The 25,617-nt window shown below is 53.8% G+C and carries 24 protein-coding genes; 16 read left to right on the forward strand and 8 right to left on the reverse strand.

All coding sequences use genetic code 11. The annotated features are described in order from the left end of the window. Nucleotides 1–45: 45 nt before the first annotated feature. A complete protein-coding gene (locus AAIR21_RS09280) occupies nt 46–390 on the reverse strand; it encodes a tyrosine-type recombinase/integrase (protein ID WP_434680765.1) in 345 nt (114 codons plus the stop codon). A 325-nt stretch (nt 391–715) separates the two neighbouring features. Between AAIR21_RS09280 and ompC the strand changes: the two genes are divergently transcribed. The 4 genes from ompC to AAIR21_RS09300 all read left to right on the forward strand — a co-directional run bounded on the left by ompC (nt 716) and on the right by AAIR21_RS09300 (nt 4,219). Continuing rightward, on the forward strand, nt 716–1,825 hold the full coding sequence (ompC, locus tag AAIR21_RS09285; RefSeq protein ID WP_434680768.1) for a porin OmpC: 1,110 nt from the start codon (nt 716–718) through the stop codon (nt 1,823–1,825). Nucleotides 1,826–2,231: 406 nt separating this feature from the next. After that, nucleotides 2,232–2,438, forward strand: coding sequence for a hypothetical protein (locus AAIR21_RS09290; RefSeq protein WP_422712162.1), 207 nt, complete (start codon nt 2,232–2,234; stop codon nt 2,436–2,438). Nucleotides 2,439–2,619: 181 nt separating this feature from the next. Then, the gene (locus tag AAIR21_RS09295; RefSeq protein WP_422712163.1) at nt 2,620–3,561 is read left to right on the forward strand and encodes a cation diffusion facilitator family transporter; all 942 of its coding nucleotides are present in this window, start codon (nt 2,620–2,622) and stop codon (nt 3,559–3,561) included. Between the two features lie 40 nt (nt 3,562–3,601). Beyond that, nucleotides 3,602–4,219 carry a DUF2913 family protein gene (locus AAIR21_RS09300; protein ID WP_422712165.1) on the forward strand — a complete coding sequence of 206 codons (618 nt, stop codon included), beginning with the start codon at nt 3,602–3,604 and terminating at the stop codon, nt 4,217–4,219. Nucleotides 4,220–4,295: 76 nt separating this feature from the next. On the opposite strand, the gene AAIR21_RS09305 is transcribed toward AAIR21_RS09300, so the two are convergent. Together AAIR21_RS09305 and parM are read right to left on the reverse strand one after the other, a co-directional pair. Continuing rightward, complete coding sequence (locus tag AAIR21_RS09305; protein WP_422712167.1) at nt 4,296–4,661, reverse strand: plasmid partitioning/stability family protein; 366 nt, start codon at nt 4,659–4,661, stop codon at nt 4,296–4,298. 5 nt (nt 4,662–4,666) lie between these two features. Beyond that, the gene (gene parM, locus AAIR21_RS09310; RefSeq protein WP_422712168.1) at nt 4,667–5,623 is read right to left on the reverse strand and encodes a plasmid segregation protein ParM domain-containing protein; all 957 of its coding nucleotides are present in this window, start codon (nt 5,621–5,623) and stop codon (nt 4,667–4,669) included. 254 nt (nt 5,624–5,877) lie between these two features. Here parM and AAIR21_RS09315 point away from each other — a divergent pair. Beyond that, nucleotides 5,878–6,682, forward strand: a protein-coding gene (locus AAIR21_RS09315) for an IS5 family transposase (RefSeq protein ID WP_422712169.1) whose coding sequence is annotated in 2 segments (ribosomal slippage) — nt 5,878–6,228 and nt 6,230–6,682 — 804 coding nt in all. Because the reading frame shifts where the segments join, the coding sequence is not laid out codon by codon here. A 248-nt stretch (nt 6,683–6,930) separates the two neighbouring features. Here the strand turns inward: AAIR21_RS09315 and AAIR21_RS09320 are convergent. Then, a complete protein-coding gene (locus tag AAIR21_RS09320; protein WP_422712171.1) occupies nt 6,931–7,149 on the reverse strand; it encodes an AlpA family phage regulatory protein in 219 nt (72 codons plus the stop codon). Between the two features lie 160 nt (nt 7,150–7,309). Here AAIR21_RS09320 and AAIR21_RS09325 point away from each other — a divergent pair, with 160 nt between their 5' ends. After that, nucleotides 7,310–8,542, forward strand: a complete 1,233-nt coding sequence (locus AAIR21_RS09325; protein ID WP_422712172.1) for a hypothetical protein — start codon at nt 7,310–7,312, stop codon at nt 8,540–8,542. 159 nt (nt 8,543–8,701) lie between these two features. Here AAIR21_RS09325 and AAIR21_RS09330 read toward each other — a convergent pair whose 3' ends face one another. Continuing rightward, entirely contained in the window at nt 8,702–9,904 is a 1,203-nt protein-coding gene (locus AAIR21_RS09330; RefSeq protein WP_422712174.1) for a tyrosine-type recombinase/integrase, read from the reverse strand. A gap of 586 nt (nt 9,905–10,490) precedes the next feature. On the opposite strand from AAIR21_RS09330, the gene AAIR21_RS09335 reads away from it, so the two are divergent. The 7 genes from AAIR21_RS09335 to AAIR21_RS09365 are packed head-to-tail and all read left to right on the forward strand — an operon-like array spanning nt 10,491 to nt 18,265. Further along, nucleotides 10,491–11,210: a FadR/GntR family transcriptional regulator gene (locus tag AAIR21_RS09335; RefSeq protein ID WP_014168746.1), complete on the forward strand. Its 720-nt coding sequence runs from the start codon at nt 10,491–10,493 to the stop codon at nt 11,208–11,210. Continuing rightward, nucleotides 11,207–12,220 (forward strand): ABC transporter ATP-binding protein, encoded by a 1,014-nt coding sequence (locus AAIR21_RS09340; protein WP_014168747.1) that lies wholly within the window; start codon nt 11,207–11,209, stop codon nt 12,218–12,220. Before AAIR21_RS09335 ends, AAIR21_RS09340 begins: the two co-directional genes overlap by 4 nt. Then, entirely contained in the window at nt 12,217–13,299 is a 1,083-nt protein-coding gene (locus AAIR21_RS09345) for an ABC transporter ATP-binding protein (protein WP_183516633.1), read from the forward strand. The genes AAIR21_RS09340 and AAIR21_RS09345 overlap by 4 nt, the downstream gene beginning before the upstream one ends. A 2-nt stretch (nt 13,300–13,301) precedes the next feature. Next, nucleotides 13,302–14,816, forward strand: coding sequence for an ABC transporter substrate-binding protein (locus AAIR21_RS09350; RefSeq protein ID WP_073395551.1), 1,515 nt, complete (start codon nt 13,302–13,304; stop codon nt 14,814–14,816). 18 nt (nt 14,817–14,834) lie between these two features. Beyond that, nucleotides 14,835–15,776: an ABC transporter permease gene (locus tag AAIR21_RS09355; RefSeq protein WP_126488493.1), complete on the forward strand. Its 942-nt coding sequence runs from the start codon at nt 14,835–14,837 to the stop codon at nt 15,774–15,776. Nucleotides 15,777–15,778: 2 nt separating this feature from the next. Continuing rightward, nucleotides 15,779–16,654: an ABC transporter permease gene (locus AAIR21_RS09360; protein ID WP_014168751.1), complete on the forward strand. Its 876-nt coding sequence runs from the start codon at nt 15,779–15,781 to the stop codon at nt 16,652–16,654. A gap of 9 nt (nt 16,655–16,663) precedes the next feature. Continuing rightward, complete coding sequence (locus AAIR21_RS09365; RefSeq protein WP_183516665.1) at nt 16,664–18,265, forward strand: gamma-glutamyltransferase family protein; 1,602 nt, start codon at nt 16,664–16,666, stop codon at nt 18,263–18,265. A gap of 41 nt (nt 18,266–18,306) precedes the next feature. Here the strand turns inward: AAIR21_RS09365 and AAIR21_RS09370 are convergent, their stop codons facing one another. Together AAIR21_RS09370 and fadE are read right to left on the reverse strand one after the other, a co-directional pair. Further along, a complete protein-coding gene (locus AAIR21_RS09370; RefSeq protein WP_151887265.1) occupies nt 18,307–19,077 on the reverse strand; it encodes an amidohydrolase in 771 nt (256 codons plus the stop codon). A gap of 108 nt (nt 19,078–19,185) precedes the next feature. Then, nucleotides 19,186–21,630 carry an acyl-CoA dehydrogenase FadE gene (gene fadE / locus AAIR21_RS09375; protein ID WP_014168754.1) on the reverse strand — a complete coding sequence of 815 codons (2,445 nt, stop codon included), beginning with the start codon at nt 21,628–21,630 and terminating at the stop codon, nt 19,186–19,188. 239 nt (nt 21,631–21,869) lie between these two features. Between fadE and lpcA the strand changes: the two genes are divergently transcribed. After that, the gene (lpcA, locus tag AAIR21_RS09380) at nt 21,870–22,448 is read left to right on the forward strand and encodes a D-sedoheptulose 7-phosphate isomerase (RefSeq protein WP_014168755.1); all 579 of its coding nucleotides are present in this window, start codon (nt 21,870–21,872) and stop codon (nt 22,446–22,448) included. 46 nt (nt 22,449–22,494) lie between these two features. After that, nucleotides 22,495–23,262 (forward strand): class II glutamine amidotransferase, encoded by a 768-nt coding sequence (locus AAIR21_RS09385; protein ID WP_014168756.1) that lies wholly within the window; start codon nt 22,495–22,497, stop codon nt 23,260–23,262. Here AAIR21_RS09385 and dpaA read toward each other — a convergent pair. Then, the gene (gene dpaA / locus AAIR21_RS09390; protein WP_014168757.1) at nt 23,233–23,973 is read right to left on the reverse strand and encodes a peptidoglycan meso-diaminopimelic acid protein amidase; all 741 of its coding nucleotides are present in this window, start codon (nt 23,971–23,973) and stop codon (nt 23,233–23,235) included. The two genes, AAIR21_RS09385 and dpaA, sit on opposite strands and share 30 nt — an antisense overlap. Nucleotides 23,974–24,271: 298 nt before the next feature. Here dpaA and AAIR21_RS09395 point away from each other — a divergent pair, with 298 nt between their 5' ends. Then, nucleotides 24,272–25,615, forward strand: a complete 1,344-nt coding sequence (locus AAIR21_RS09395) for a Na(+)-translocating NADH-quinone reductase subunit A (RefSeq protein WP_150344219.1) — start codon at nt 24,272–24,274, stop codon at nt 25,613–25,615. The last annotated feature ends 2 nt before the right edge of the window (nt 25,616–25,617 follow it).

The following is a 25,617-nucleotide window of genomic DNA, read 5'->3' on the forward strand; positions in this document are numbered from 1 at the left end:
TCAGCATCAGGAACGCTTTCTGAATAATGTTTCGTATAGTTTTAATCAGCGGAATACGCAAATGCGAAATGGCGTCAGAATCGCCCGAAGTCTGGTAACCTGCCTGTAACTCCGGCATCGCTGATCGACGTTCCACGCGAAAACATGATCGAGCAGAGCGGAATACGCATCGGACGGCGGACGGCACGCTATCCAGAGCTCCGGCTGGAGCCGGTGCACGGTGCTGAAGCTGTTCTTTAACCGGTGGATATAAATACGCGTCCCGGTAAAATCCACATTCTGCACCTTCAATCCGGTCAGCTCGCTGACCCGCAGCCCGCGTCGGGCGTTATCCGTTGCCCGCAGCACCCTTTCAGTTTCGTTCAATGTCAGATACAGCCTGTTCTTCATTTCTGATCCCCTGACGAATATATCCAGTCGTTCAGGGGCAGGAAAATTCTCAACATATCCATCGGGAATAATTAACAGAGATCACATTCATGGTGAATCACTATGCTGGCGGTTACGTGCTCCGGCGCTGACGTCGTGCGTGAATCTCAGGCGACACCCCGCTTCGGCGGAAAGTACTGACGGCCGGTGGCTATTCTGTGACGTTATTCGTTGATTTCCCTGTATACCCGTTGCGATTGTCTGTCCGGTATGTGTATGGCATATACCGGGGAAAGGTTTTCTGCCCCGTTCAGTGGTAAAAAAAATCAAAGCAGAGGCTATTCAGATGAAATTAAAGGTTCTTTCCCTGCTGGTTCCGGCACTGCTGGCCGCAGGTGCTGCACACGCCGCGGAAATTTATAACAAGGACGGCAACAAGCTGGATCTGTACGGTAAGGTCGACGGCCTGCATTACTTCTCCGATGACAAAGGTGCCGACGGCGACCAGAGTTATGCCCGTGTCGGCTTCAAGGGCGAAACCCAGGTGAATGACCAGCTGACCGGCTACGGTCAGTGGGAATACAACGTTCAGGCTAACAAGGCTGAAGGCTCTGGCAATCAGTCATGGACCCGCCTGGGCTTTGCCGGACTGAAGTTTGGTGAATGGGGTTCATTTGATTACGGTCGTAACTACGGTGTGGTTTACGACGTGACCTCATGGACTGACGTTCTGCCGGAGTTTGGTGGCGACACATATGGATCAGACAATTTCCTGCAGCAACGTGCCAGTGGTGTGGCCACGTACCGTAATAACGACTTCTTCGGTCTGGTGAACGGCCTGGATCTGGCCCTGCAGTATCAGGGCAAAAACGGCAGCGTATCCGGTGAAGGTGCCACCAACAACGGTCGTGATGCCATGCAGCAGAACGGTGACGGTTTCGGTGGCTCCCTGACGTACGATATTGGTGAGGGCTTCAGCGTGGGCACTGCTATTGCCAGCTCAAAACGCACCGATGACCAGAACCATCTGGATTTTGGCAATGGCGATAAAGCTACCACATACTCCGGCGGGCTGAAGTATGACGCCAATAATGTCTACCTGGCGACCCAGTACACCCAGAGCTACAACGCCACCCGTTTTGGCAGCAATGACGGCGATCATTCGTACGGCTTTGCCAACAAGGCGCAGAACGTTGAAGCTGTGGCACAGTACCAGTTCGACTTTGGACTGCGTCCGTCCATTGCTTATCTGCACTCCCGCGGCAAGAACATCGAGGGCTACGGCGATCAGGATCTGCTGAACTACATCGACCTCGGCGCGACCTACTTCTTCAACAAGAATATGTCCACCTATGTTGACTACAAAATTAACCTGATCGACGACAATAAGTTCACCCGCGACACCGGCGTGGCAACGGATAATATCGTGGCCACCGGTCTGGTTTACCAGTTCTGATGTGATACCAGCGACACCTGAACCGGTCACTGGCTGGCCGGTTTTTTCACCGCAGCATCGGGTATGTGGCAAGAGGCCGACGTTTTTCCCGGCGGAAGTTGACGAACCCGCTTCCTCGTTGCGCTAATGAGTCCGTTATATGCCACTGCTTCATTTTTGTATTAACCGGATTATCAACCCTCATTTTTATACAGCGCGCAACACTGGCCCTTTTGTGTTGCGCTTTTTTATGCCCGACGTCTGCCGTGCCGGGAAGATGTGGCAGCGTGGTGCTGGCAGCGGGTTTTTCGGACCTCGGAATTGGGTTTGTGGGAGAGGCGCAGTTGCATCTGCCTGTATTGACTCCGTTTGTCTCCCGGTTACATCTTCACCGTTGATATTCCCTTAACAGTCAGGAGATGTTGCCATGTCAAAATTATCGGTTGTCCTGCCAGGGGCTACGCTGTCCCTTTTTGCTACCAGCTCTTTCGCAGCCGTTTCGGTATCCCCGCTTAACCAGCATGCTCAGGCTGGTACGCTGAAACAGGACGCTGCGAAGGTCACGAAAAAAAATGCCAAAAAGAAAGCGGTGCGTAAAGCGAAGAAAAAAGTGGTTCGCTCGCGGGTGAAATAATGCATCAGCGCTGTTTTCGATTATGGAACCGTCCTTTAATAAAGATATCTGTTGAATAAACACATCTGGCAGAATGATTACCATTCAAAATGGTCAGTGGTTATTTTTTAAATAAAGCATAACCAATAACACATTCTGAATATTTCAGCGTTACAGTCTTTGTATTCGAAAAGGAATTTTCATGCATAATCCTGAAGCCATGAATGCTGATGAATTTAATGCACGCTCACGGGCTGTGAGAAGAAGCACACTGGTCAGCATTGTGGTCAATATCTTGTTATCGCTTTTTCAGATAGTGGCAGGCGTCTTTTCTGGCTCGCAGGGGCTGATTGCTGACGGTATACATTCCCTCTCGGATTTAGTCGCCGATTTTGTTGTGCTGATTGCCAGCATCAAAAGCCGCCAGCTACCAGACAGCAATCACCACTACGGACACTGGCGCTATGAGAATGGCGCATCGATGATACTGGGTGCGCTGTTATTTTTGGTGGGCGTGGGCATGCTCTGGTCTGCCATCGGGAAAATATTACATCCTGAAACCATCCCGACGGTTCACGTTATCGCCCTCTGGGTTGCCCTGGGAGCTCTTGCGACCAAGGAGCTGTTATTCCGGTATATGTTCGCTGTTGCCACGCGTATCAAGTCTTCATTGCTGATAGCGAATGCCTGGCATGCCCGTTCAGACGCAGCGTCATCGCTGGTGGTAGCGACGGGTATCATCGGGAATCTCATGGGGCATCCGTACTGCGATCCGATTGCGGCACTGATTGTCGGTGTGCTGGTGGCCCGGATGGGGTATACGTTTGCGTTCACTGCCCTGCATGACCTGATGGATCGTTCAGTGGATCCTGTTACAGAGCAGGCAATCAGAGAGACCCTTCTTGCCACGCCGGGTGTTGCTGGCCTTCATGACCTGAAAACCCGAAAGTCCGGTGACCTCATTCTGGTGGATGTGCATATTGAGGTTCCTGGCGAACTGTCTGTTATCGCAGGGCACGATATTGCGGTCGATGCGCATAACAGGGTGCTCACCCGCCACAATGTTCTCAATGTGATGATTCATATCGACCCCTGTGAACCAGGCGTAAGTCAGGTAGGGGCTTATTACGAACCGATGCGATAATCTGCCTGTCGCTCATTAATACACCAATCTGGAGTGCAGTTTGACAGTAACTCTTCCTGAACGTCCGACCGAAGATCTCGCTCACCTCGCCTGGTGCATCCTGGTGGCAGTTGGTCTTGCCAGACAGGAAGGTAAAGCGCTTTCGGGGCTACAGACGCATATGTTCATCATGCAGTGGTTGCTGACGGCGCAGAAACGCAAGCTGCTTCCCCGAACGTTAGCACCGGACATCATCTGGCTACAGGAACAAGGGAAACGTTACGGACCATCAGCGCAGCTTTACAGCAGGGTGGAGTACATCTGGCTCGCCAGCTCTGGCGAACTCACGCAGCAGAGCACGTTGTTTCGCTTTACGTATATGATCGACACGCTTCGGACGATGGGCTGGAAAGATATGTTGTTGTCAGCGAAAGAATGGGCGGCAGGTGGAACCCCGGCGGGGAACGTCTGTGCCATCTACACACCGAAAGATGAGCTGCATACGTCGTTTACCGAAAAGGGCGAACTCATGCGACCGATGGAGTTGCGGCTTACCGGCGATATCAGCGGTATTCCTGCGCTTCTGGCGCAGTGTAATCTGAACGCTGAACGGTTGCCTGATGATGATTATTATTTCGTTTATCGGCTGCTGACTGAACAAAAAAAGAACATTACGTAAAAGGACGCCCGGCCATGAAGGCTGAGCGTCCTGTTTTTTTGCCTTGTATATGTGATGATATAACATCAGTAATGAATCATTCAGGCAGAGAACCTGCCAGATTTTTCGCTGAAACACTGCTGGTGGTTTTCTCCGTTACTACTGACCGTGGTTCTGTGGTCGTCACCGTTACAGATGGAGCCGATCCCGGCTGAATGTGCAGAAACGATGCCAGCATGGTTCGCAATGTTTCCGGGCTCGTGTTGTCAGCTAATAACGCCGCCAGCACCGATGGTAACCTGCCGTCAATCTCACCCAGCGCGATCCCCGCCAGTAACGCTGTGCGCGATAGTTCACCGCGATCGCCCCGGTGATGCGCCTCTATCCTCGCATCTGCAAAGCGCTCGCTGGCATGTGTTTCAGGGCGCAGGTAAATCAGTACTTTTCTACGAGTCATGACCACCTCTGTTAACCAATGGCTTTCAGACCATGAACCAGAGCAAACTGCGGCTCCTGTGCCACAAAGAAACGATCTTCGCGCAGGTTAACATGAGTACGAATGTCATCAGACAGCAGACAGGCCCCACCACCCACGACAGCCACATGGGTATAACCCTTAAAGCGATCAATCGCCTCCAGCACCCGCGCCCGGTATCGCGCAATACCGCTGTGGATAGCCTGCTTTATGCCATCGACAGCACGCGGGTCGTTGATATTGTTCGCCAGGTACGTATCGTCGAAACGCTTAATAATCAACCGATCCACGTTGTGGCGGGACAACGCCATACCGGATTTACGCAATGCCTGCTGCACTTCATCGGTCACCAGCGACACCCCTAACGCCGGATCGCCGTAGATACGTGATACCGAAGACATCTGACCCGCGACCTGTGAGATATCAAGCGTCGTCCCGCCAAGGTCAACAATCAGTACTGAGTTAGAGGACGAAAGTTGGTCGCACAGCGCAATCCCGGCAGGAATGGACTCCGGGCGTACGGTAACGCGGGTGATGGTGAATACGTGACCGTTATTCAGCATCACCGGTTGCAGCAGGTTCTGTTTCTTGCGCTCAATGTTATCAAGTCTGTACTGTGCATCTTCGTCGTAGAACTCTGCCAGCGGCAGCGTTACCACAATATCCACGCACTGTGGCGTCAGTGCGCTGGTCTGTAGCGCATGCTGCACAGCGACGGCATTGAGTGGGCTGTACTGCCATTCGATATTGCTGGTGGTCAGGGAATCGGGGGAAATAAGGTCAAAGGAGTATTTCTCTTTGCCTGCGGTGTAGTTAAACGGCTTACCGCTGCCAAACGTGGCTGACCATCCGCGTTTGAAGCTGTTGGGGCTGAGGTGGGTAAAGGTTCTGCCGTGCTGCTCCCACAGCATTTTGATATGGGTCGAACCATCGTCGATATAAATGCGCATATTGCACCTTAGTTGAGTCAAATGTGAGTTGAGATTGAGCCGTCTGGCATTAACAGGGGTGTGAAGAGCGGTTATTGAGTCAAAGCTGAGAGCACAATGAGATGAATCAGCGCCAGCGAGCGCTCAATGAGAAATGGCAGTATTGCCAGTAAGACAAATATGAGAAATCCGTAAAACCGGATATATTGGTTATTAGAACCTATCCCAAAAGGAATTGTCAGGTAATAAATAATGGCAATTTCTGAGGGCGAAAGATGGCGAGCAACAAGTGGCAGATCAGTGATCAACTTTGGGAGAAAATGGCACCCCTCATCCCGGAACATAAAACTCAGCATCCGCTGGGTACGCATCGCCGGCGGGTTGATAATCGCGCTGCAATGAACGCCATTTTCTTTGTACTCAGAACAGGTTGCCAGTGGAATGCCCTGAATGCCACAGAGATCTGCTCGTCAAGCTCAGCCCACCGACGGTTTCAGGAGTGGCGGGATGCTGGAGTGTTTGAACGCTTCTGGCAGAACGGCTTGCTTGCCTGCGAACATCTGGACGGCATTGACTGGTCATGGTTATCGATGGATGGCTGCATGACCAAATCACCGCTGTCAGGAACAAAAAACAGGCCGCAACCCCACGGACAGAGGGAAACAAGGCGTAAAGCGCAGTTTGATGACGGATGCCAACGGGCTTCCTCTGTCGCTGGTCGTTGCAGCGGCGAACACGCATGACATCAAACTGGTTGCGGATACACTCGATGCTCTTCAGACGGGGCGTCCGGGGCAAAAACTCAGGCTATGCCTGGACAAAGGCTACGAAGCGGGCTGGTTGAAAGCATACCTGCAAAGCCGCCATTACGAGCCTCATATCCAGTCCCGAAAAGAGGAATCAGATGCCAGTAAATCCGCGGACTTCAAGGCCCATCGCTGGGTCGTCGAGAGGACTCATAGCTGGATGAACCGCTTTCGCGGGGTCCTGATACGTTGGGAAAAGAAGTCTGAAAATTACGAGGCCATGTTGCATTTTGCCTGTGGTCTCATCGTATGGAATAAAGTCCTATTGAGATAGGCTCTTAGCAAAGTGCATTCGTTTATTTCCTTTTTAGGCGTGAAATATAATATTCAATCAGATAATATATACCTGAAATATTTTTCAATTAAATATAATTTATAAATATCGTACTTCAATAGGGTTATTGCATTCCCTCTGATAAAATAACAACCTCAGCTTATACATGACTGGCTGGATTTACACTCATCCTTCAGTATTTATTTTCTGGACATGAGTAATATACCTGCCAGCCAGGTACAATGTGTTCAAATGTTGGGTGTTTCACGTTGTAGCAGCCATTGATCCAGCTCTGCTTCCAGCCACCCTACAGATTGTTGCCCCAGTCGCCGCTGTTTTGGAAAAGTAGCATCGTAGCGTGGCGACTTCGGATTGAGCCAGTCGTAAATGGTTGAACGGGCGATGCCGAGTTTGGCTGTAAGTGCACGCATGCGAAGAATCTTCACGGTCGGGGTATGGACGATCATTTTTCTACCTCATTAAACTGTTCGAAATTAAGTTGTCTGTTGAATAACGATTTGCCGTTATTCGTCACCTGAGCCGACTGGCTGGTATGCGATGGATTGTAATGAGGTCGAATGGTGTCTAAAATTGGCAGTTATCACTTACTTTTATTGACACTAACTTATGCCAGCGACAACCCCCTTACAGAAAGCAGCGTTTGATGCCATCGACAGTCTTCACTTCAGTCAGGTTGTAATGAGTCTCATATACGGCGAGCCCGCTGCAGAGTGGTATCCGCACATACTTGGCAGAATCAGCGGTCTACTTGCGAAAACAGGGATAACCGGAAAACAGGCTGAGATAACCCGGCACTATCTGCTGGCTGCTCTTGAAATTTATCTGTCTGTTGACAGCAACTATTTTGCTAATATGGCTGAGCATCATAAAGAGTCTGATGCTGGCGGTACGCCTTATAACAGGGTGATGCATGAACAATTTGCTGAACACGCCCGAAATTTTAGTATCGCCATGCTCTGCAATATTGCCCGTGAGAATGATGTGGACAGTGAATTCCTTCTTGGGGCAGCGGAAGAGTTGATGAATGATAAGGCGCTGGCATTATCATCCATGCCGTATCTAATCAGATACAGACTAACTGAATGTTGCTATGCGCTGGAATATCCCGATGCTCCTCTCGGTTTTTATCGGGAACTGGCGAGTAGAGAGATTATTTCATGCAGGAAATACTCACACAAGGCTCCGACTACTGTAAATGAACCTGGTTCAGAACTATCACTGCTTTTCATCCGGGCAGGCTTGCTGTTTGAGTTTAAAATGCTGCAAAGATCACTGGCTGTAATGATTTCTGTCCAGGAGAACGGCTCTATTGTTTTTCCTGCTCTTGACGCCAGAATGCCTCGTACAGACCGTAAAATTATTGCTGATTACTATAAAAAGATTGTTGATATCTGGTTACTGGAGGCACAGACAAATTCTTCGATATCTTTTAAGTGTAACAACCATGTTTCGGATAAAGATGCCGAACTGCTACTTAAACACATAAGCAGATTTTATTTTCATAAACGAATGTTTGGTGGCACGCAGGGAAGCTGGTTGGGGACACTGGGAGCATTTGATATTGAACTCAGCCGTTGGGAAGAACCAGGGACAGCAATTTATTATGAGAGTAATAATAAACATACAATCTCGGATAAAACAAGTTCGAAGTTTAAAGTGTATGGGTTTAGTATATCAGCAAGAAACTTGTACTTGCGGCATAAGGTGATAAAAAAAGATAGTTACTCTAAAGTTCGATATTATTGTGGTCTTTTAATGAATCAGCCATGCATGATCCCCTGGTATCTAAATGACAACAGCTATTACGACATGGCTCTGAAGTTTGAAGAAGTAGAATAACCATCGGGTATTCATATGCCTACCTGTTAATATAACCTCGGCTGGACTTGCATGATGGTTATGGTATACAGGTAGTACCTGTAGTTCTGTACCAGTCAAACGCTGATGAACAGTTAAGCCCCAAAAAAAGAAAAGCGCCCCGAAAGGCGCAGAGTAAGTTTATTTCACTGCTGAAAACACGTAATCAGCCCATGCCTGCATCATCGGACGGCGTTCATCCAGCAAATCTGTGCGGTGATAGGCGGCTTCAGATTTATTTTTGATCGTGTGCGCAAGGGCTCGTTCTGCAATATCGTGGGAATAGTGATGCTCACTACACCAGTCACGAAAGCTGGAACGGAAACCGTGAGCCACTGCGCAACGACCCGCCGTGTCGCTAATGGCTTTTGTTTTGCGCAAAAATGAAGTCAAAACCATATCAGTGAGTACAGTTTGATTCCTCGGTGAGGGGAACACCAGTTCTTCGTGCATTCCTTTCATTTGCTCCAGTATTTCAATGGCCTGACTGGAGAGCGGAACTCTGTGTCGAAGACTGCCTTTCATGCGCTCAGGAGGTATGGTCCATATTTTGCGCTTAAAATCGACTTCGGCCCAGTGCATTGCTCGCGCCTCTCCGGAGCGGCAGGCTGCCAGAATGACGAATAATAACAATGCACGGGTAACGTTGTAGCGGTCGTCGCTGTATACGCGGGAAGCAATATATAAAGGAATGATTTTCCATGGCATGGCTGGTTGATGTTCAGTGCGTATACTGACGCTGACTTGCTGAGGGAGAAGGTGATCGACGACATCGACAGGATTTGCAGAGCAATATCCGTGCGCCCATGCCCATTGCATGATTTTGTGGATCCGCTGCTTAACCCGTCCGGCAGTCTCAGGGATTGTCATCCAGAAAGGGCGTAGCACATCAGCGATGTTTGCCGGAACGATTGCATCAAGAGGCACTGAACCTAATGAAGGGAATACATGTTGTTCGAGAGTGGAAATCCATTGTCTGGCGTGTTTTTTGTTACGCCATCCTGGAAGTAATTCAGTGTGGACTTTCCTGGCCGCTTCTTCAAAAGTTGGGATAACGACTTTTGTTGTTTCTGCCTTTTTGAGTTCAAGGGGATCATCACCAGATGCCAGTTGTTCGCGCATAGACTGAGCCAGACGGGAAGCTTCGGCGATGCTGATTTCAGGATATGTTCCAAGACCTGCATTGCGGCGTTTTTGCGTTACCGGGCTGACGTAACGAAGAACCCATTTTCCGCGACCTTTCGTCGAAGATGGATGAAGAGTTAAACCAGTGACACCCCCATGTGGAAGAGGTTTGTCATCAGGTTTGATATGACGGGCTTTAGTATCAGTAAGTAATGCCATGAACCGTAAATCCTGTTATTTCGGGTATGCCACCAGTATGCCATTCAGTATGCCATCAGTTAGGCGCTTATCTAAGTTTAAGTTGATTTGTATTAGACGAGGATTTTGTTAATGTTGCGTGGTGTATGGTATTTTTATTGGGTTAGATGATGAGGTTGGCTTGTTTTGGATAAATATAGAGCAGACGTCCGTTCCGCCACTATTCAGAAGGCCTGAATCAGAAATGATTCAGGCCTTCGTCGTTTCTTCGTCTGCAAATCTTCTTTATCCGCCCCCCCTGTCTTTATTAACAAAAAGTTAATATCTGTGGTGCAATTAATTAACATTTGATCAATGATAGTGCACAATTTGCACCGTATTTGTGCATTTTGCCACCGATTGTCATTATGGCAGCGGAGCAGATGTGTAATTTTGTAAAAAATAATTCACAGAAAATCATTCGCTTATCTCCATCCCTTCAGAAAGTTCATGAACCAATGATTTATTGGTTCGTTTATTGCTTAATCATTAGCACGGTAAGTAGCACGTCATATCAATAACTTATCGTTAATAAAAATAAAGTAATGATGATAGCGAGCGAACCAATATGGAAAAACCGTCACGGTTTCTGGCCAATTCCAGCACCGCGCTTGAGCAGCTGCGCGGACTGATCAACCAGCATGAGTCAACACCAGGCACTCCGCTGCCCACTGAACGTGAGCTGTCGGAGACTCTCGGCGTAGGACGACGTGAAGTACGTCGTGCGCTGGATGTGCTGGAAGAGGAGGGGCGGATCTGGCGTAAACAGGGCAAAGGGACCTTTATAGGCCCGTCTGCACCTGTTGAACCTCTGGCCCTTCAGGGATTGGTTCAACAAACCAACCTTCTGGAAGTCATGGAAGCTCGTCTACAGCTCGAACCCGGCTTAGCCCGGCTTGCGGCACTGCGTGCCACCAGGGAAAACCTCGCGCTTATGCAGCGCATGCTGGAACGCATTGATAAGGTCAGCCCGGACGACCGCGATCTCAACGAACTCTGGGATAGCGCATTTCACCGCGCCATTGCCGAGGCTGCCGGTAATCGCCTGATGCTTGGCCTGTTTGATGCCATTGATGCCGTCAGACGTGAACCGGGCTGGCAGCATTTGCGCGAATTAGCCCGTACACCCGAGCGGGTTGATCACTATAACGACCACCATCAAAAAATCATGTCTGCGATTATCCATCGCCAGCCTAATGAAGCAGCGGCCGCCATGCGCGAACACCTGCTTAGCCTGCAGTCAGCCCTGATTCAGGCTATTCACCTTGAGGACGACTTCACGCTATGACGACGATCCCGTTTAAGGACCCCACGCCTGTACTGCGGCTGCAAAATCTTAACGTAACGTTCGCCGGCTCTCCGGTGAGCGTGCTTGATGGTATTTCACTGACGGTCAACGCGGGAGAAACGCTGGCGCTGGTGGGGGAATCCGGCTGCGGGAAAAGTATCACCTCATTAGCGCTGATGGGCTTACTGCCCGCCAGCGCACAGATCGTCAGCGGCGAGATGCAGTTCCGTCGTCACGACTTACGAAAGCTTTCACCGCGGGAATATGCCGATCTTCGCGGCAGCGAACTGGCAATGATTTTCCAGGAGCCAATGACCTCGCTCAACCCTGCCTTCACGCTGGGAGACCAGCTCAGTGAAGCGGTGATGCGCCATCAGAAACTTTCTCGTGCAGAGGCGATGAAGGTTGCGCTGCAGATTCTGGAGAAGGTGCAGATCCCGGCAGCAGAAATGCGCCTGAAAGCGTATCCGCACCAGCTTTCCGGGGGGATGCGTCAGCGCGTGATGATTGCGATGGCGCTGATTAACCATCCACGTTTGCTGATTGCCGACGAGCCGACAACCGCGCTGGATGTGACCATTCAGGCGCAGATCCTCGCGCTGCTTAATACCCTCAAAGAAGAGACCGGTACGGCGGTGTTAATGATCACCCACGATCTGGGCGTGGTGGCGGAAGTCGCGCAGCAGGTGGCGGTAATGTATGCCGGACAGGTGGTAGAGCAGGGGAGCGTGGAGGCCATTTTTGCCGACCCGCAACACCCGTACACCATTGGGCTGATGGGCTCGATACCGTCCCTCGGCGCACGTAAAGGCGCGCTTTCCACTATTCCCGGTGCCGTTCCGCTGCCGGAATCCATGCCCAAAGGGTGCCGGTTCGCTACCCGCTGCCCCTTCGCGCAAACGCGGTGTCATGACGAAAAGCCGTCGCTGACGGCGATGGGGACCGACCATCAGGTGGCCTGCTTCCGCGTGCCGCTGGAACAACATATTGCGCTGGGAGAAATTGCATGACGACGCCCATTCTTGAAGCCCGGGACCTGAGCAAGCTTTTTCCCGGCCCTAAAAAACTGTTTACCCCAGCACGTTTTGTCACCGCGGTCGATCGGGTTTCCCTCTCCGTCATGCCTGGTGAAACGCTGGCGATTGTGGGCGAGTCCGGATCCGGAAAATCGACGCTGGGCCGTCTTCTTCTGCGCCTGCTGGCGGCCAGCGAAGGACGCGTATTTTATCAGGGTGAAGAGATCACTCACGCCTCGGGAGCGCGTCTGAACCAGCTGCGGCGGGAGCTGCAGATCATCTTTCAGGATCCTTTCGCATCGTTAAACCCGCGCATGACGGTCGAGCAGATCGTCGGTGAGCCGCTGTGGCTACACCAGTCGATGAAGAAAGCCGACAGGCAATATCGGGTGGCGGAGCTGCTTAACACCGTAGGGCTGCCAGCGGCCTGGGCGCAACGTTATCCGCACGAATTTTCCGGAGGGCAGCGTCAGCGAATCGGCATTGCGCGTGCGCTGGCCTCCGGGCCAAAGCTGTTGCTGGGGGACGAGCCGGTCTCCGCGCTGGATGTCTCGGTTCAGGCGCAGGTGGTCAACCTGCTGGAAAGCCTGAAGCACCAGCTGGGGCTGACAATGGTGATTGTCGCCCATGGCCTGGCGGTGATTCGCCATATGAGTGACCGCGTGGCGGTGATGTATCTCGGGCAAATTGTTGAGCTTGCGACCGTCGACGAAATCTTTGATGCCCCGCTACACCCCTATACGCAGGCGTTAATCGCCTCCGCCCCCCAGATGCAGCCAGGCGCGCCGCGTGTGGCACCTCTGCTGCAGGGGGATTTACCGAACCCGGCCAGCCCACCGTCAGGCTGCCGTTTCCATACCCGTTGTCCGTATGTCACGGATGAATGTCGCCAGGTCGAGCCGATCAATCAGGTGCTGGACGGGGGACGCCAGATTGCCTGCCATCGCTGGCAGGAGATTAACCGCGATCGCAGTGTTATCCAGATAGCACCGCCATCCGCAGCCTTTCTGCGCCGCCGCGCGCTGTTTGAACACGCGGCCACTCACTCCTCCCTTCCTTCAAGGAACTCATGATAATGACAATGCGTAATTCTCTTTTGACCGTACTGGGAAGTGTTATGTTGCTTGGCGCGGCGCTGCCCGCCCATTCTGAAAGCGTACTGCGAATTGGTCTGGGGGCGGATCCGGACATGCTCGATCCGCATCTTGCGCGCACCTATTATGGCCGTTTCGTCTTTGCCTCTCTGTGCGACCGGCTGGTGGACGTGGATGAGCATCTGAAAGTGGTTCCCGGGCTGGCGAAATCGTGGGCCTGGAGTGACGACGGCAAAACGCTGACCATGGATCTGCGTGAAGGTGTGACCTTCCATGACGGTGAAAAATTTGACGCCGCCGCGGCAAAATACAACCTCGACCGCGCGCTGACGTTAAAAGGTTCGCTGCGTAAAAGTGAAATCTCGTCCGTTGAGTCCGTTGAGGTGACAGGCCCGATGCAGATTGCCCTGCATCTGAAAACACCTGATGCCGCACTGCTGATGCAGCTTACCGATCGCGCCGGGGCGATGATGGCACCCGACGCCGCGAAAAAGCCTGACTTTGCCGCCCATCCGGTCTGCTCTGGCCCCTATAAGTTCGACAGCCGCGTCTCGCAGGACCGTATCGTTCTGACGCGTTTTGACAACTACTGGAACAAAGACGCTTACCACTTCGACAAAATTATTTATCTGCCGATCCCGGATGCTTCCGTGCGTCTGGCTAACCTGCGTGCCGGAGATCTCGATCTGACCGAAGGCATTGCCGCCAGCGACGTGAAAACCGTAGAAGCCGACAGCAAACTGGCGCTGGCGAAGGTGACCGGTCTGGGTTATCAGGGCATTACCTTCAATATCAATAACGGCAAGGTCCCGGCGAACGATCCGTTTAAGGATGCCCGCGTGCGTGAGGCATTTTCTCAGGCAATCGATCGCGATGCGTTAAATCAGGTGGTCTTCGAGGGGCTGTACACCCCGGCAAACCAGGCGTTTTCTACCGTAAGTCCGTATCACGTTAACCTGCCGGTGCCACCACGCGATGTCGACAAAGCCAAAGCGCTGTTGAAAGCGGCAGGCGTCACTACGCCGCTGAATGTCAATCTGCTGGTGCCCAACAACCCAACTTCACAGCAGGTCGGTCAGGTACTGCAGGCGATGGTCGCAGAGGCTGGCTTTAACCTGAACCTGCAAATGACCGAGTTCGCCACGCTGCTCGACCGCCAGCAAAGTGGTGATTATCAGCTGAGCTTCTCTGGCTGGTCGGGTCGTCCGGATCCGGATGGCAGCATCTACGGCTTCATTAACAGCAAAGGCACCCTTAACGACGGTCGTTACAGTAACGCGCAGGTGGATGAATGGCTGACGCAGGCGCGCCTGAGCAACGACAAAGCCGTCCGTCAGCCGCTGTACGACAAGGTGGTGAAACAGCTGCAGACGGATATGCCCATCGCCTACCTCTATTTTGAACCGCGTATTTTTGGTCTGAACAAGAGCGTGCAGGGCTTTAAACCGTATCCGGACGGCATTGTGCGTCTGGCTGGCCTGACGCTGGCGAAATAACTGGCCTGAGGAGAACCCATGCTGGAACTGATTTGCAAACGTCTGCTGCTGGCCATCCCGACCTTACTGCTGGTGAGCATGATGGTGTTTGGCCTGCAAAAACTGCTGCCCGGCGATCCGCTGATCGCCATGGCCGGGGAGGAGCGCGATCCGGCGGTGATCGCCCAGCTGCGTGCTGAGCTCAATCTCGATGCGCCCATCCCTGTGCAGTACTTCAACTGGCTGACGCGCGCGCTGCAGGGCGATCTTGGTGTCTCCTTACGCACTCACGAGCCGGTCACCCAGCTCATTGCCAGCAAACTGCCGGTGACGCTGGAGCTGTCGCTGCTGGCGATGATCATCGCGCTGGTGTTTGGCATCAGCATGGGGATCCTCGCGGCGGTCAATAAAAACAGCTGGGTCGATCACGGTGCCAACTTTGTGGCGATCTCGGGGATCTCGATACCGCATTTCTGGCTCGGGATCCTGTTGATTCTGGTCTTCTCGGTCAATCTGCAATGGCTGCCAGCGTCGGGGTTCGTGCCGTTTAGTGAAAATCCGATCCAGAACCTGCGTACGCTGTTGTTGCCTGCCTCGGTACTGGGAACGGGGCTGGCGGCCACGCTGATGCGCCATACCCGCGCCTCCATGATCGCGGTAATGAAGGCCGATTACATCCGCACCGCACGGGCTAAAGGGCTGTTGCCAAAGGCGGTGATTTTAAAGCATGCGTTTCGCAATGCGCTGGTTCCGGTGATCACCCTGACCACGCTGCTGTTCGGCGAACTGCTGGGTGGCGCGGTACTGACCGAACAGGTCTTCACCATTCCAGGGTTCGGCAAGATGATCGTCGATTCGGTCTTTAACCGTGACTATGCGGTGGTGCAGGGGGTGGTGCTTATCGTGGCGATCGGTTTCCTGCTGCTGAACCTGCTGGCCGACGTGCTTTACGTTCTTATCAACCCGAAAATGCGAGGTTAAGCATGGCGGAACTGACAACTCAAACCATTGCCGCGGTTCAGCCCCGTGCGCAGAACCGGGTGCTGAAGAAATTTCTCGCCAATAAAAGCGCGGTGATGGGTGCCGTAGTGGTGGGCTTTTTTGTGCTGGTGGCACTGCTGGCACCGTGGATCGCGCCTTTTGATCCGGTGAAAGCCAATTTCCTGGCGGTGCGTAAAGCGCCTTCGGCGATGTACTGGTTTGGGACCGATGAACTGGGCCGCGATATTTTGTCCCGCATTATCTGGGGGGCGAGAACGTCGTTGATGGCTGGCTGTATGTCGGTGGTGATCGCCGTGGTCATTGGCGTTCCGCTGGGGCTGGTGGCGGGTTACTTCCAGAAGATGTGGGACGGCGTGATCTCGCGTTTTATTGAAGCGCTGCTGGCCTGTCCGTTCCTGATCATGGCGATCGCGCTCGGGGCGTTTCTGGGCCCAAGCCTGACCAACGCCATGATCGCCATTGGCCTCTCCGCAATGCCGATCTTCGCCCGCCTGACGCGCGGCCAGGTGATCGCCATTCGCAACGAAGAGTATATCGACGGCGCAAGGGCAATTGGCCTGCCGGATCGCTGGATCATCATTAAGTATGTGTTACCCAATGTGATGTCTCCGATTCTGGTGCAGGCCACGCTGGCCATTGCCTCGGCAATCATTGCTGAAGCCAGTCTGTCGTTTCTGGGGTTAGGCCAGCAGCCGCCGAACCCGTCTTGGGGCTCAATGCTTAATACCGCGAAAGGTTTCCTTGAGCAGGCTCCATGGATGTCTGTATTCCCCGGTGTGGCGATTTTTCTTGCCGTGCAGGGCTTTAATTTACTCGGCGACGGGCTGCGCGATGCGCTCGATCCGCGCCATGACTAAGGAGTCATGATGACCAAAGCGCTTGATTTCACTTCCGGTTACGATTCACGACGCCCGCCGATGATGGGCCACAACGCCGTGGCGACATCTCAGCCGCTGGCGGCCCAGGCGGGAATGAAAATGCTGCAGCTCGGCGGGAACGCGGTTGATGCGGCGGTTGCAACCGCCATGGCGTTGACGGTGGTTGAACCCACCGGCAACGGTATTGGCAGCGATGCCTTTGCCATCGTCTGGGATGGTGAAAAACTCCACGGCCTGAACGCCTCTGGCCGCTCGCCTGCCAGCTGGCACACGGATCTGTTTGCCGGGAAAACCGCGGTACCAGAAATTGGCTGGGACGCCGTCACCGTGCCGGGTGCGGTATCGGGCTGGGTGGCGCTGGCAGAACGTTTTGGCACGCTGCCGCTCACTACGCTGGCGCAACCGGCCATTGAGTATGCGCGTAACGGTTTTCCGGTCTCCCCGTTGATTGGCCATCTCTGGCAGCGGGGTTATAACAAGCTGAAAGATCAGCCAGGCTTTAGCGCCTGCTTTGCACCGGAAGGGCGTGCTCCCCGGGTTGGCGAGATCTTCCGTAACCCGGCGCAGGCTCATTCGCTGGAGCTGATTGCCAGAACCAACGGTGAAGCGTTTTACCGCGGCGAGCTGGCGCAGAAAATTGCCGCTTTCGCGAAAGAGCATGGCGCGCACCTGACGGCAGAGGATTTGGCCAATCATCGTGTGGACTGGGTAGAACTGCTGTCGCGTGATTTTGCCGGTGGTTCAGTGCAGGAGCTGCCGCCAAACGGGCAGGGCATCGCCACGCTGATTGCGCTCGGTATTCTGGAGCAGTGTGGAATTGAAAAACATCATCCGGATTCCGTGCAGTCGCTTCATCTGTCTATTGAAGCGATGAAACTGGCGCTGGCGGATCTCGATCGCTACGTCGCTGATGAAGAACACATGGAATTCGCGGCCCAGGCGTTGCTGAGCGATCGTTACCTGGCGTCGCGCGCGGCGCTTATCGACCCCGATAACGCCTCCGATTTCGTCTACGGTTCGCCGACGCAGAGCGGCACGGTCTACCTGAGCGCTGCAGATTCCAGCGGTATGATGATCTCCTTTATTCAGTCCAACTATATGGGCTTTGGATCCGGGATTGTGGTGCCGGAGACCGGGATCAGTCTGCAAAACCGCGGCTGTGGCTTTGTGCTGGATCCAAACCATCCGAATGCGCTGGCGGGCAGTAAGCGTCCGTTCCACACCATCATTCCGGGCTTTGCGATGGACGGCAACGGTAAACCGCTGATGTCCTTTGGCGTCATGGGCGGCCCAATGCAGGCGCAGGGGCATATGCAGATGGCGCTGCGCATCATGCTGCACGGGCAAAACCCACAGGCGGCAATTGATGCGCCTCGCTGGCGCGTGGTGCAGGGCAGGGAAGTGATCGTCGAATCGACGTTCGATCGCAATACTATCGCCGCACTGCGTGAGCGCGGGCACCAGATCGTGGTGGAAGATCCGCTCCAGGATTACAACTTCGGCGGCGCGCAGGTGATTTATCGTATGCCGGAAGGGCATTATGTGGCGGCGACAGAGAGCCGCAAAGACGGGCAGGCGCTGGTGAGTTAATGATGTCCCCTCCCTCTACCTGTGAGAGGGAGGGGAAACCGTTATCCAATGCTAAAGGGATCCGCATCCTGCCATGCCGGAAACTTCTCGCGATATTCCTTCAGGGCCGTTAGTGACAATTCAGCATCAATGCGCGTTGCCTGATGCGGCTCGGCGGTGGCAATAATTTCACCCTGCGGGTTCACCACCCGGCTATCCCCCCGATAATGATGCCCGTTGCCATCGGTCCCCACGCGGTTACAGCCGACCACATACGCCTGGTTTTCAATGGCGCGTGCGACCAGCAGCGACTGCCAGTGCAGGGAGCGCGGGGCAGGCCAGTTGGCGACATACAGCGCCAGGTCGTAATCGTTGCGGTTGCGTGACCACACCGGGAAGCGCAGGTCGTAGCAAACCAGCGGCAGAATACGCCAGCCGCGCCATTCGAACACCACGCGTGTATCACCCGCTTCATAGTGATGATGTTCATCTGCCATGCGGAACAGGTGGCGTTTATCATAAAAATGCACTTTCCCTTCCGGCTCGACCAGCAGGAAGCGGTTGACCGGCCCGCGTTCGGTTTGCAGCGCAGCGCTGCCGGCAATCAGCGCATTGGTTTGCTGCGCTTTGGCGTGCATCCAGGCGACCACCTCTTGCTGTGGCATTGACTGTTGCGCCGCTTCCATGGCGAAGCCGGTAGTGAACATCTCCGGCAGGACAATCACATCACGCCCGGTAATGCCTTCCAGTTGACGATCAAAGTGGCGCAGGTTGGCAGGGCCGTCCATCCACACTAAAGGTTGCTGCAAAATCGAAATCTTCAGACCAGGCACAATTCAGACTCCTCAAACGACCACTTTTTGACACTGTAGCACGACATAAAGAGAAAATGTGGCAATAAAAAACCCCGCGCGTGGCGGGGTTTGTAGAAGCGAAACGCGTTATGCAGCTTCAGGTTTGCGGACCTTCTCCGGCAGCTTTACCGGCTGTGTCGCCAGCTCATCCGGGTCGAAATCATCCACGTTAATGCTGCGCAGACGGCTCTCTTCGGCTTTCACCAGCAGAGCGGCTTCATCATTGTTGATGATCCCGCCCGTCAGGGCCTGTTTCGCCAGTTCATCCAGGCGGGTGAACGGCAGGTTTTTGCCCAGCTGTTTGCAGATCTTCTGGTGGATGGGATCGGCAGCCATCACGTCCAGCAGCGCTTCTTCCAGCAGACCAACCGGGTTATGCGGTGTTGGAGCCAGATACTGACCGCGGCCGATACGGGAACGGGTTGCGCTCGGTACCTGCAGGATCTTCGCCACTTTGTGATCCAGTTTGTCAGACGGCGCCAGATGATGACGACCGGTCGGGAAGATCACCACGCGAAGGGCGCCTGCAACAAAGCGGTTCGGGAAGTTCGCCAGCAGATCGTCAATGGCCTGTTCCGCCTGATACATCGCATCCTGAACGCCCCAGTGAACCAGCGGCAGATCGGCTTCCTGACGGCCTTCATCGTCGTAGCGTTTCAGGACCGCAGAGGCCAGGAAGATTTGGCTCAGCACATCACCCAGACGGGCAGAGATACGCTCGCGACGCTTCAGGCTACCGCCCAGCACCGCCATAGAAACATCTGACAGCAGAGCGAGGTTGGCACTCAGGCGGTTAAGATGCTGGTAATAACGCTTGGTCGCATCACCGGTTGGCGTGGCGCTGGTAAGACCGCGCGTCAGACCCAGCCAGAAGCTGCGCACCTTATTACTGCCCACATGACCGATATGTTTGAACAGCAGCTTGTCGAAAGCATCCACGTCGTTATTCTGCGCGGCGGCCATCTCTTCCAGCACATAAGGATGGCAACGGATTGCCCCCTGGCCGAAGATCATCATGCTGCGGGTCAGAATGTTTGCCCCTTCAACGGTGATGGCAATTGGTGCGCCCTGGTAGCCGCGCGCCAGGAAGTTGCCCTCGCCGAGCATAATGCCTTTACCACCCGCAATATCCATTGCATCAATGATTGACTGCTGTGCGCGGTGGGTACAGTGATACTTCACGATAGCTGACAGCACGGCCGGTTTTTCGCCCAGCATAATGCCGTAGGTAATCAGGGAAGCGGCAGCATCCATCACGTAGGCGTTGCCTGCGATACGTGCCAGCGGCTCTTCGATCCCTTCCATCTTGCCGATAGAGATTTTGAACTGACGGCGGATATGGGCGTATGCACCAATCCCCATCGCGACAGATTTCAAACCGCCGGTCGAGTTCGACGGCAGGGTAATACCGCGGCCAACCGACAGACATTCCACCAGCATGCGCCAGCCCTGACCGGCCATTTTCGGACCACCGATGATGTAATCAATCGGTACAAAGATATCCTTGCCGCGGGTTGGGCCGTTCTGGAACGGTACGTTCAATGGGAAGTGACGACGACCAATTTCAACGCCTGGGGTGGAGGTTGGGATCAGCGCACAGGTAATGCCCAGATCTTCTTCACCGCCCAGCAGTTTTTCCGGATCGGAGAGCTTAAAGGCCAGGCCCAGCACTGTCGCGATAGGGGCGAGCGTAATATAACGTTTGTTCCAGGTCAGGCGCATACCCAGCACCTGTTGGCCCTGCCATTCACCCATGCAGACGACGCCGGTATCCGGGATCGCACCCGCATCGGAGCCCGCTTCCGGGCTGGTCAGCGCGAAGCACGGAATTTCCTGGCCGCGTGCCAGACGCGGCAGGTAGTGATCTTTCTGCTCTTCGGTACCGTAGTGTTGCAGCAGTTCACCCGGGCCTAACGAGTTCGGCACGCCAACGGTGATCGCCAGGATCCCGGAAACGCCTGCCAGTTTTTGCAGGACGCGGGCCTGAGCGTAAGCGGAAAACTCCAGACCGCCGTACTCTTTCTTAATGATCATCGCGAAGAAGCGGTGTTCTTTCAGATACGCCCACAGTTCTGGCGGCAGGTCCGCCATTTCATGGGTAATCGCGAAGTCATTTGCCATGCGGCACGCTTCTTCCACCGGACCATCAATAAAGGCCTGTTCTTCAGCGGTCAGACGCGGTTGCGGATAGTTGTGCAGCTTTTTCCAGTCCGGGTTGCCCTGGAACAGGTCGCCTTCCCACCAGGTGGTACCGGCATCAATCGCTTCTTTCTCCGTACGCGACATGGGCGGCATCACTTTGCGGAAGCCTTTGAACACCGGCGCGGAGATCATCGATTTACGCATCGGCGTAAAGTTAAACGGCAGAAGAATGATGGCCAGCGGGACTAAAAGCCAGATATTCCACAGGCCAGCGACGCCAAGCGCAGCCGTCCAGGCCAGCAGAATCAGACTGCTCAGGAATAAACTCACCCGGTGATAGAACAGCACACCGAGCAGAACAACGGTTGCGAGAATGCTCAAAATCATCATAAAGAAAAGCTCCCTTGCTTGTAGGAGGTCTGACCACTTGTGATGATATGGTTGTAGTTGATGTTATTTCCTTTAGCAATGTGTTTACAAAATAATTACAACCTGGTTCACATTGTTCAGGTTTAAGCCGGCACGAAAACGCAAAACGCCAGACGATTCGCATGGCTTTAGCTTCTCGCTTTTCCCGCTATCCGGTACACTCCACTGTGTTATTTCATCAATACTGAAGGATTATCCTCATGTACCAGGATCTTATTCGTAACGAACTGAACGAAGCGGCGGAAACGCTGGCTAACTTTCTGAAAGATGATGCCAATATTCACGCTATTCAGCGCGCAGCGGTCCTGCTGGCCGACAGTTTCAAGGCCGGCGGTAAAGTGCTCTCCTGTGGTAACGGTGGTTCCCACTGTGATGCGATGCACTTTGCAGAAGAGCTGACCGGGCGTTATCGTGAAAACCGTCCGGGCTACCCGGCGATTGCGATTTCCGATGTGAGCCACATTTCCTGCGTCAGTAACGATTTTGGTTATGACTATATCTTCTCTCGCTACGTCGAAGCCGTGGGCCGTGAAGGTGACGTGCTGCTGGGTATTTCGACGTCCGGAAACTCGGCTAACGTGATCAAAGCGATTGCCGCAGCGCGTGAAAAAGGGATGAAAGTCATCACCCTGACCGGTAAAGATGGCGGTAAGATGGACGGTACGGCGGATATCGAAATCCGTGTTCCACACTTCGGTTATGCTGACCGTATTCAGGAAATTCACATCAAAGTGATCCACATCCTGATCCAGCTGATCGAAAAAGAGATGGTTAAGTAAGACTTCGCTGGGGGCATGATTGCCCCCGCTGTTGTGGAGGTGATGTATGTGCGAATTGCTCGGGATGAGCGCCAATGTGCCAACCGATATCTGCTTTAGCTTCACCGGGCTCGTTCAGCGCGGCGGGGGCACCGGGCCGCATAAAGACGGCTGGGGCATTACCTTCTACGAAGGCAAAGGATGTCGCACATTCAAAGATCCCCAGCCCAGCTTTAATTCCCCGATTGCCAGACTGGTGCAGGACTATCCCATTAAGTCCCGCTCGGTGATTGCCCACATCCGTCAGGCAAACCGTGGGGAAGTGGCGCTGGAAAATACCCACCCGTTCACCCGCGAGCTGTGGGGCCGTCACTGGACCTACGCGCACAATGGCCAGCTCTCCGGCTATAAGTCGCTGGAGACGGGCAATTTCCGTCCGGTCGGTGAGACCGACAGCGAAAAAGCGTTTTGCTGGCTGCTGCACAAGCTGACGCAGCGTTATCCGCGCACGCCCGGCAACATGACCGCCGTCTTCAAATACATTGCGTCGCTGGCATCAGAACTGCGTGAGAAGGGCGTGTTCAACATGCTGCTGTCTGACGGGCGTTATGTGATGGCGTTCTGTTCGACCAATCTGTTCTGGATCACGCGCCGCGCGCCGTTTGGCGTCGCCAAGCTGCTTGATCAGGATGTGGAAATTGATTTTCAACGAGAGACTACACCGAATGATGTGGTCACAGTGATCGCGACCCAGCCACTGACGGGCAACGAAACCTGGCAAAAGATTATGCCAGGCGAGTGGGTCTTATTTTGTCTCGGGGACCGAGTAGTTTGATGCCAGCTGTGGCTGGACGACTTCGTGGCTCAGCGGCTTGCTGACCACATAGCGGCCATCGACAACCGAGACAACCGGCGGCTTGTGCGTCTGCTCAAAGTAGTCGTAACCCGGTTTCAGCTGTTTCCAGAAATCCGCGTAGTAGGAGTACTTGTGACGTGCCATGTTGGCATCGGTCATGCGGAACGGGTAGATGCTGACCTGAACGTTCGGCTGACCAAAGACCAATGCGCCGGTGACAAACTGGAAAATCTCATCAATGCCGGTATCGGTCATCGCATAACAGCCGATAGACACGCATGCACCGTGGATCATCAGGTATTTGCCTTCATAACCGTGGGCACGGTCATAGGCGTTCGGGAAGCCAATGTTAATGGCTTTATAGAAGCGGCTGTCAGGTTTTAGCTGGCTACGCTGAACGTTGTAAAACCCTTCCGGACTTTTGAAATCGCCCTGACGCTGTTTTGGCCCCAGACCACCGGAGTAGTTACAAATCTTGTAACTATCAAGCAGCTGATATGTCTCGCCCATTTTTACAAACAGATCGAGTGTGCGTTCTTCCTTGAAGATTTGAATATAAACCGGTGATCCCATTAACTGCTGTTTATATTCTTTGCTGACCGGCGTGGTTGAGCTATTGCTGCTGAGCAGCCCGGCAAACGATACGCACGGAATCAGGAGCATCGCAATGAACAATGCGATTTTACGCATACTACTAGTTCCTTGATAAAACTAAGACCAAATTGCCAGGACGGCAAAAGAGACCCGAAATCAGATTATTCTGTTAGGTGCGCTCACATTAGCACCGCCATAGATTTTCGCAAGAGCCGGACGGTGAGTTTACAAATTAGTTTTACTTTATAAACCATCAAAATCGCGTTGGCTCCAGGAACTTTGCGTAATACCTCGCACTTTAGCGCCTGCAACCGAGGTTTTGGTGCCCGAAAAACAGCGAAAATGGTACACTTCGCCCCCTCTGGATTGAAGTTCATGGAAGCTTGCTAACCACATGTTTAAAATCAGAAAAGGACTTGATCTGCCGATTGCAGGCGTGCCCGAGCCGCACGTTTCGCCTGGCGCAAGTGTCCGCCATGTCGCCATTTTGGGCGATGACTACCTGGGAATGCGTCCCTCAATGCTGGTGCAGGAAAGCGATCGCGTCATTAAAGGACAGGCGCTCTTCGAGGACAAAAAAAATCCTGGCGTTATGTTTACGGCCCCCGCGAGCGGTACCGTGGTGGCAATCAATCGCGGTGAACGTCGCGTCCTGCAGTCGGTGGTTATCCGTATTGAAGGCGACGAACAACGTGAGTTTTCCCGTTTCGACGCAGCAGACCTCGCCGCCCTGAGCCGGGAAGCCGTTCAGGCACAACTGCTGGCGTCCGGCTTGTGGACGGCGTTTCGCACGCGACCTTTCAGCAAATCGCCTGTTCCGGACACGCTTCCGGCCGCTATTTTCGTCACCGCCATTGATACCAACCCGCTCAGCGCGGACCCGGAGCCCATCATTCTGGCGCAGCGTAACGCGTTTGATGCCGGGCTAACCGTGTTAACCCGTCTGACCTCGGGGAAGGTCCACGTCTGTCAGGCGGGCGGCGGCAAACTCGGGGGCCATCCGCAGGGGCAAGTTACGTTTAATACGTTTGCAGGCCCGCACCCGGCGGGGTTAGTCGGAACGCATATCCACTTCCTGGAGCCGGTGAGCCTGACGAAACAGGTCTGGCATCTGAATTATCAGGACGTGATTGCCATTGGTAAGCTCTTTACCACCGGTGAACTGTGCGCTGAACGGGTGATCGCCCTCGGCGGGCCACAGGCAGCAAATCCACGCCTGGTGAAAACGCTGCTGGGTGCGGACATTAATGAACTGCTTGCCGGTGAAACGAAAGAGGGTGAAAACCGTCTGATTTCCGGCTCGGTGCTCAGTGGCCGTCATGCGGCTGGCGCGCAGGCGTATCTTGGGCGCTTCCACTTGCAGGTCAGCGTGGTTCTGGAAGGTCGCGAGAAAGAGCTGTTCGGCTGGGTTTTGCCGGGCGCTGAGAAGTATTCCGTGACCCGCACCACCCTTGGGCACTTCCTGCGTCGCAAACTCTTTAATTTCTCGACCAGCACCCACGGCGGAGAGCGCGCCATGGTTCCGATTGGCAACTACGAGCGCGTTATGCCGCTGGATATTCTGCCAACTCTGCTGCTGCGCGATCTGCTGGCCGGCGACACCGACAGTGCCCAGGCGCTGGGGTGCCTCGAGCTTGACGAAGAAGATCTGGCGCTCTGTACCTATGTCTGTCCGGGAAAATACGAATATGGACCGGTATTGCGCGAGGTGTTAACCCGCATTGAGCAGGAAGGATAACT

The sequence above is a fragment of the Enterobacter sp. PTB genome, from assembly GCF_051130085.1.
GTDB lineage: Bacteria > Pseudomonadota > Gammaproteobacteria > Enterobacterales > Enterobacteriaceae > Enterobacter > Enterobacter ludwigii.

Coding starts and splice junctions, on each gene's coding strand:
- AAIR21_RS09280 (WP_434680765.1), bottom strand. CDS start 390: ATGAAGAACAGGCTGTATCTGACATTGAACGAAACTGAAAGGGTGCTG.
- ompC (WP_434680768.1), top strand. CDS start 716: ATGAAATTAAAGGTTCTTTCCCTGCTGGTTCCGGCACTGCTGGCCGCA.
- AAIR21_RS09290 (WP_422712162.1), top strand. CDS start 2,232: ATGTCAAAATTATCGGTTGTCCTGCCAGGGGCTACGCTGTCCCTTTTT.
- AAIR21_RS09295 (WP_422712163.1), top strand. CDS start 2,620: ATGCATAATCCTGAAGCCATGAATGCTGATGAATTTAATGCACGCTCA.
- parM (WP_422712168.1), bottom strand. CDS start 5,623: ATGCGCATTTATATCGACGATGGTTCGACCCATATCAAAATGCTGTGG.
- AAIR21_RS09320 (WP_422712171.1), bottom strand. CDS start 7,149: ATGATCGTCCATACCCCGACCGTGAAGATTCTTCGCATGCGTGCACTT.
- AAIR21_RS09325 (WP_422712172.1), top strand. CDS start 7,310: ATGCCAGCGACAACCCCCTTACAGAAAGCAGCGTTTGATGCCATCGAC.
- AAIR21_RS09330 (WP_422712174.1), bottom strand. CDS start 9,904: ATGGCATTACTTACTGATACTAAAGCCCGTCATATCAAACCTGATGAC.
- AAIR21_RS09335 (WP_014168746.1), top strand. CDS start 10,491: ATGGAAAAACCGTCACGGTTTCTGGCCAATTCCAGCACCGCGCTTGAG.
- AAIR21_RS09340 (WP_014168747.1), top strand. CDS start 11,207: ATGACGACGATCCCGTTTAAGGACCCCACGCCTGTACTGCGGCTGCAA.
- AAIR21_RS09345 (WP_183516633.1), top strand. CDS start 12,217: ATGACGACGCCCATTCTTGAAGCCCGGGACCTGAGCAAGCTTTTTCCC.
- AAIR21_RS09350 (WP_073395551.1), top strand. CDS start 13,302: ATGACAATGCGTAATTCTCTTTTGACCGTACTGGGAAGTGTTATGTTG.
- AAIR21_RS09355 (WP_126488493.1), top strand. CDS start 14,835: ATGCTGGAACTGATTTGCAAACGTCTGCTGCTGGCCATCCCGACCTTA.
- AAIR21_RS09360 (WP_014168751.1), top strand. CDS start 15,779: ATGGCGGAACTGACAACTCAAACCATTGCCGCGGTTCAGCCCCGTGCG.
- AAIR21_RS09365 (WP_183516665.1), top strand. CDS start 16,664: ATGACCAAAGCGCTTGATTTCACTTCCGGTTACGATTCACGACGCCCG.
- fadE (WP_014168754.1), bottom strand. CDS start 21,630: ATGATGATTTTGAGCATTCTCGCAACCGTTGTTCTGCTCGGTGTGCTG.
- lpcA (WP_014168755.1), top strand. CDS start 21,870: ATGTACCAGGATCTTATTCGTAACGAACTGAACGAAGCGGCGGAAACG.
- AAIR21_RS09385 (WP_014168756.1), top strand. CDS start 22,495: ATGTGCGAATTGCTCGGGATGAGCGCCAATGTGCCAACCGATATCTGC.
- dpaA (WP_014168757.1), bottom strand. CDS start 23,973: ATGCGTAAAATCGCATTGTTCATTGCGATGCTCCTGATTCCGTGCGTA.
- AAIR21_RS09395 (WP_150344219.1), top strand. CDS start 24,272: ATGTTTAAAATCAGAAAAGGACTTGATCTGCCGATTGCAGGCGTGCCC.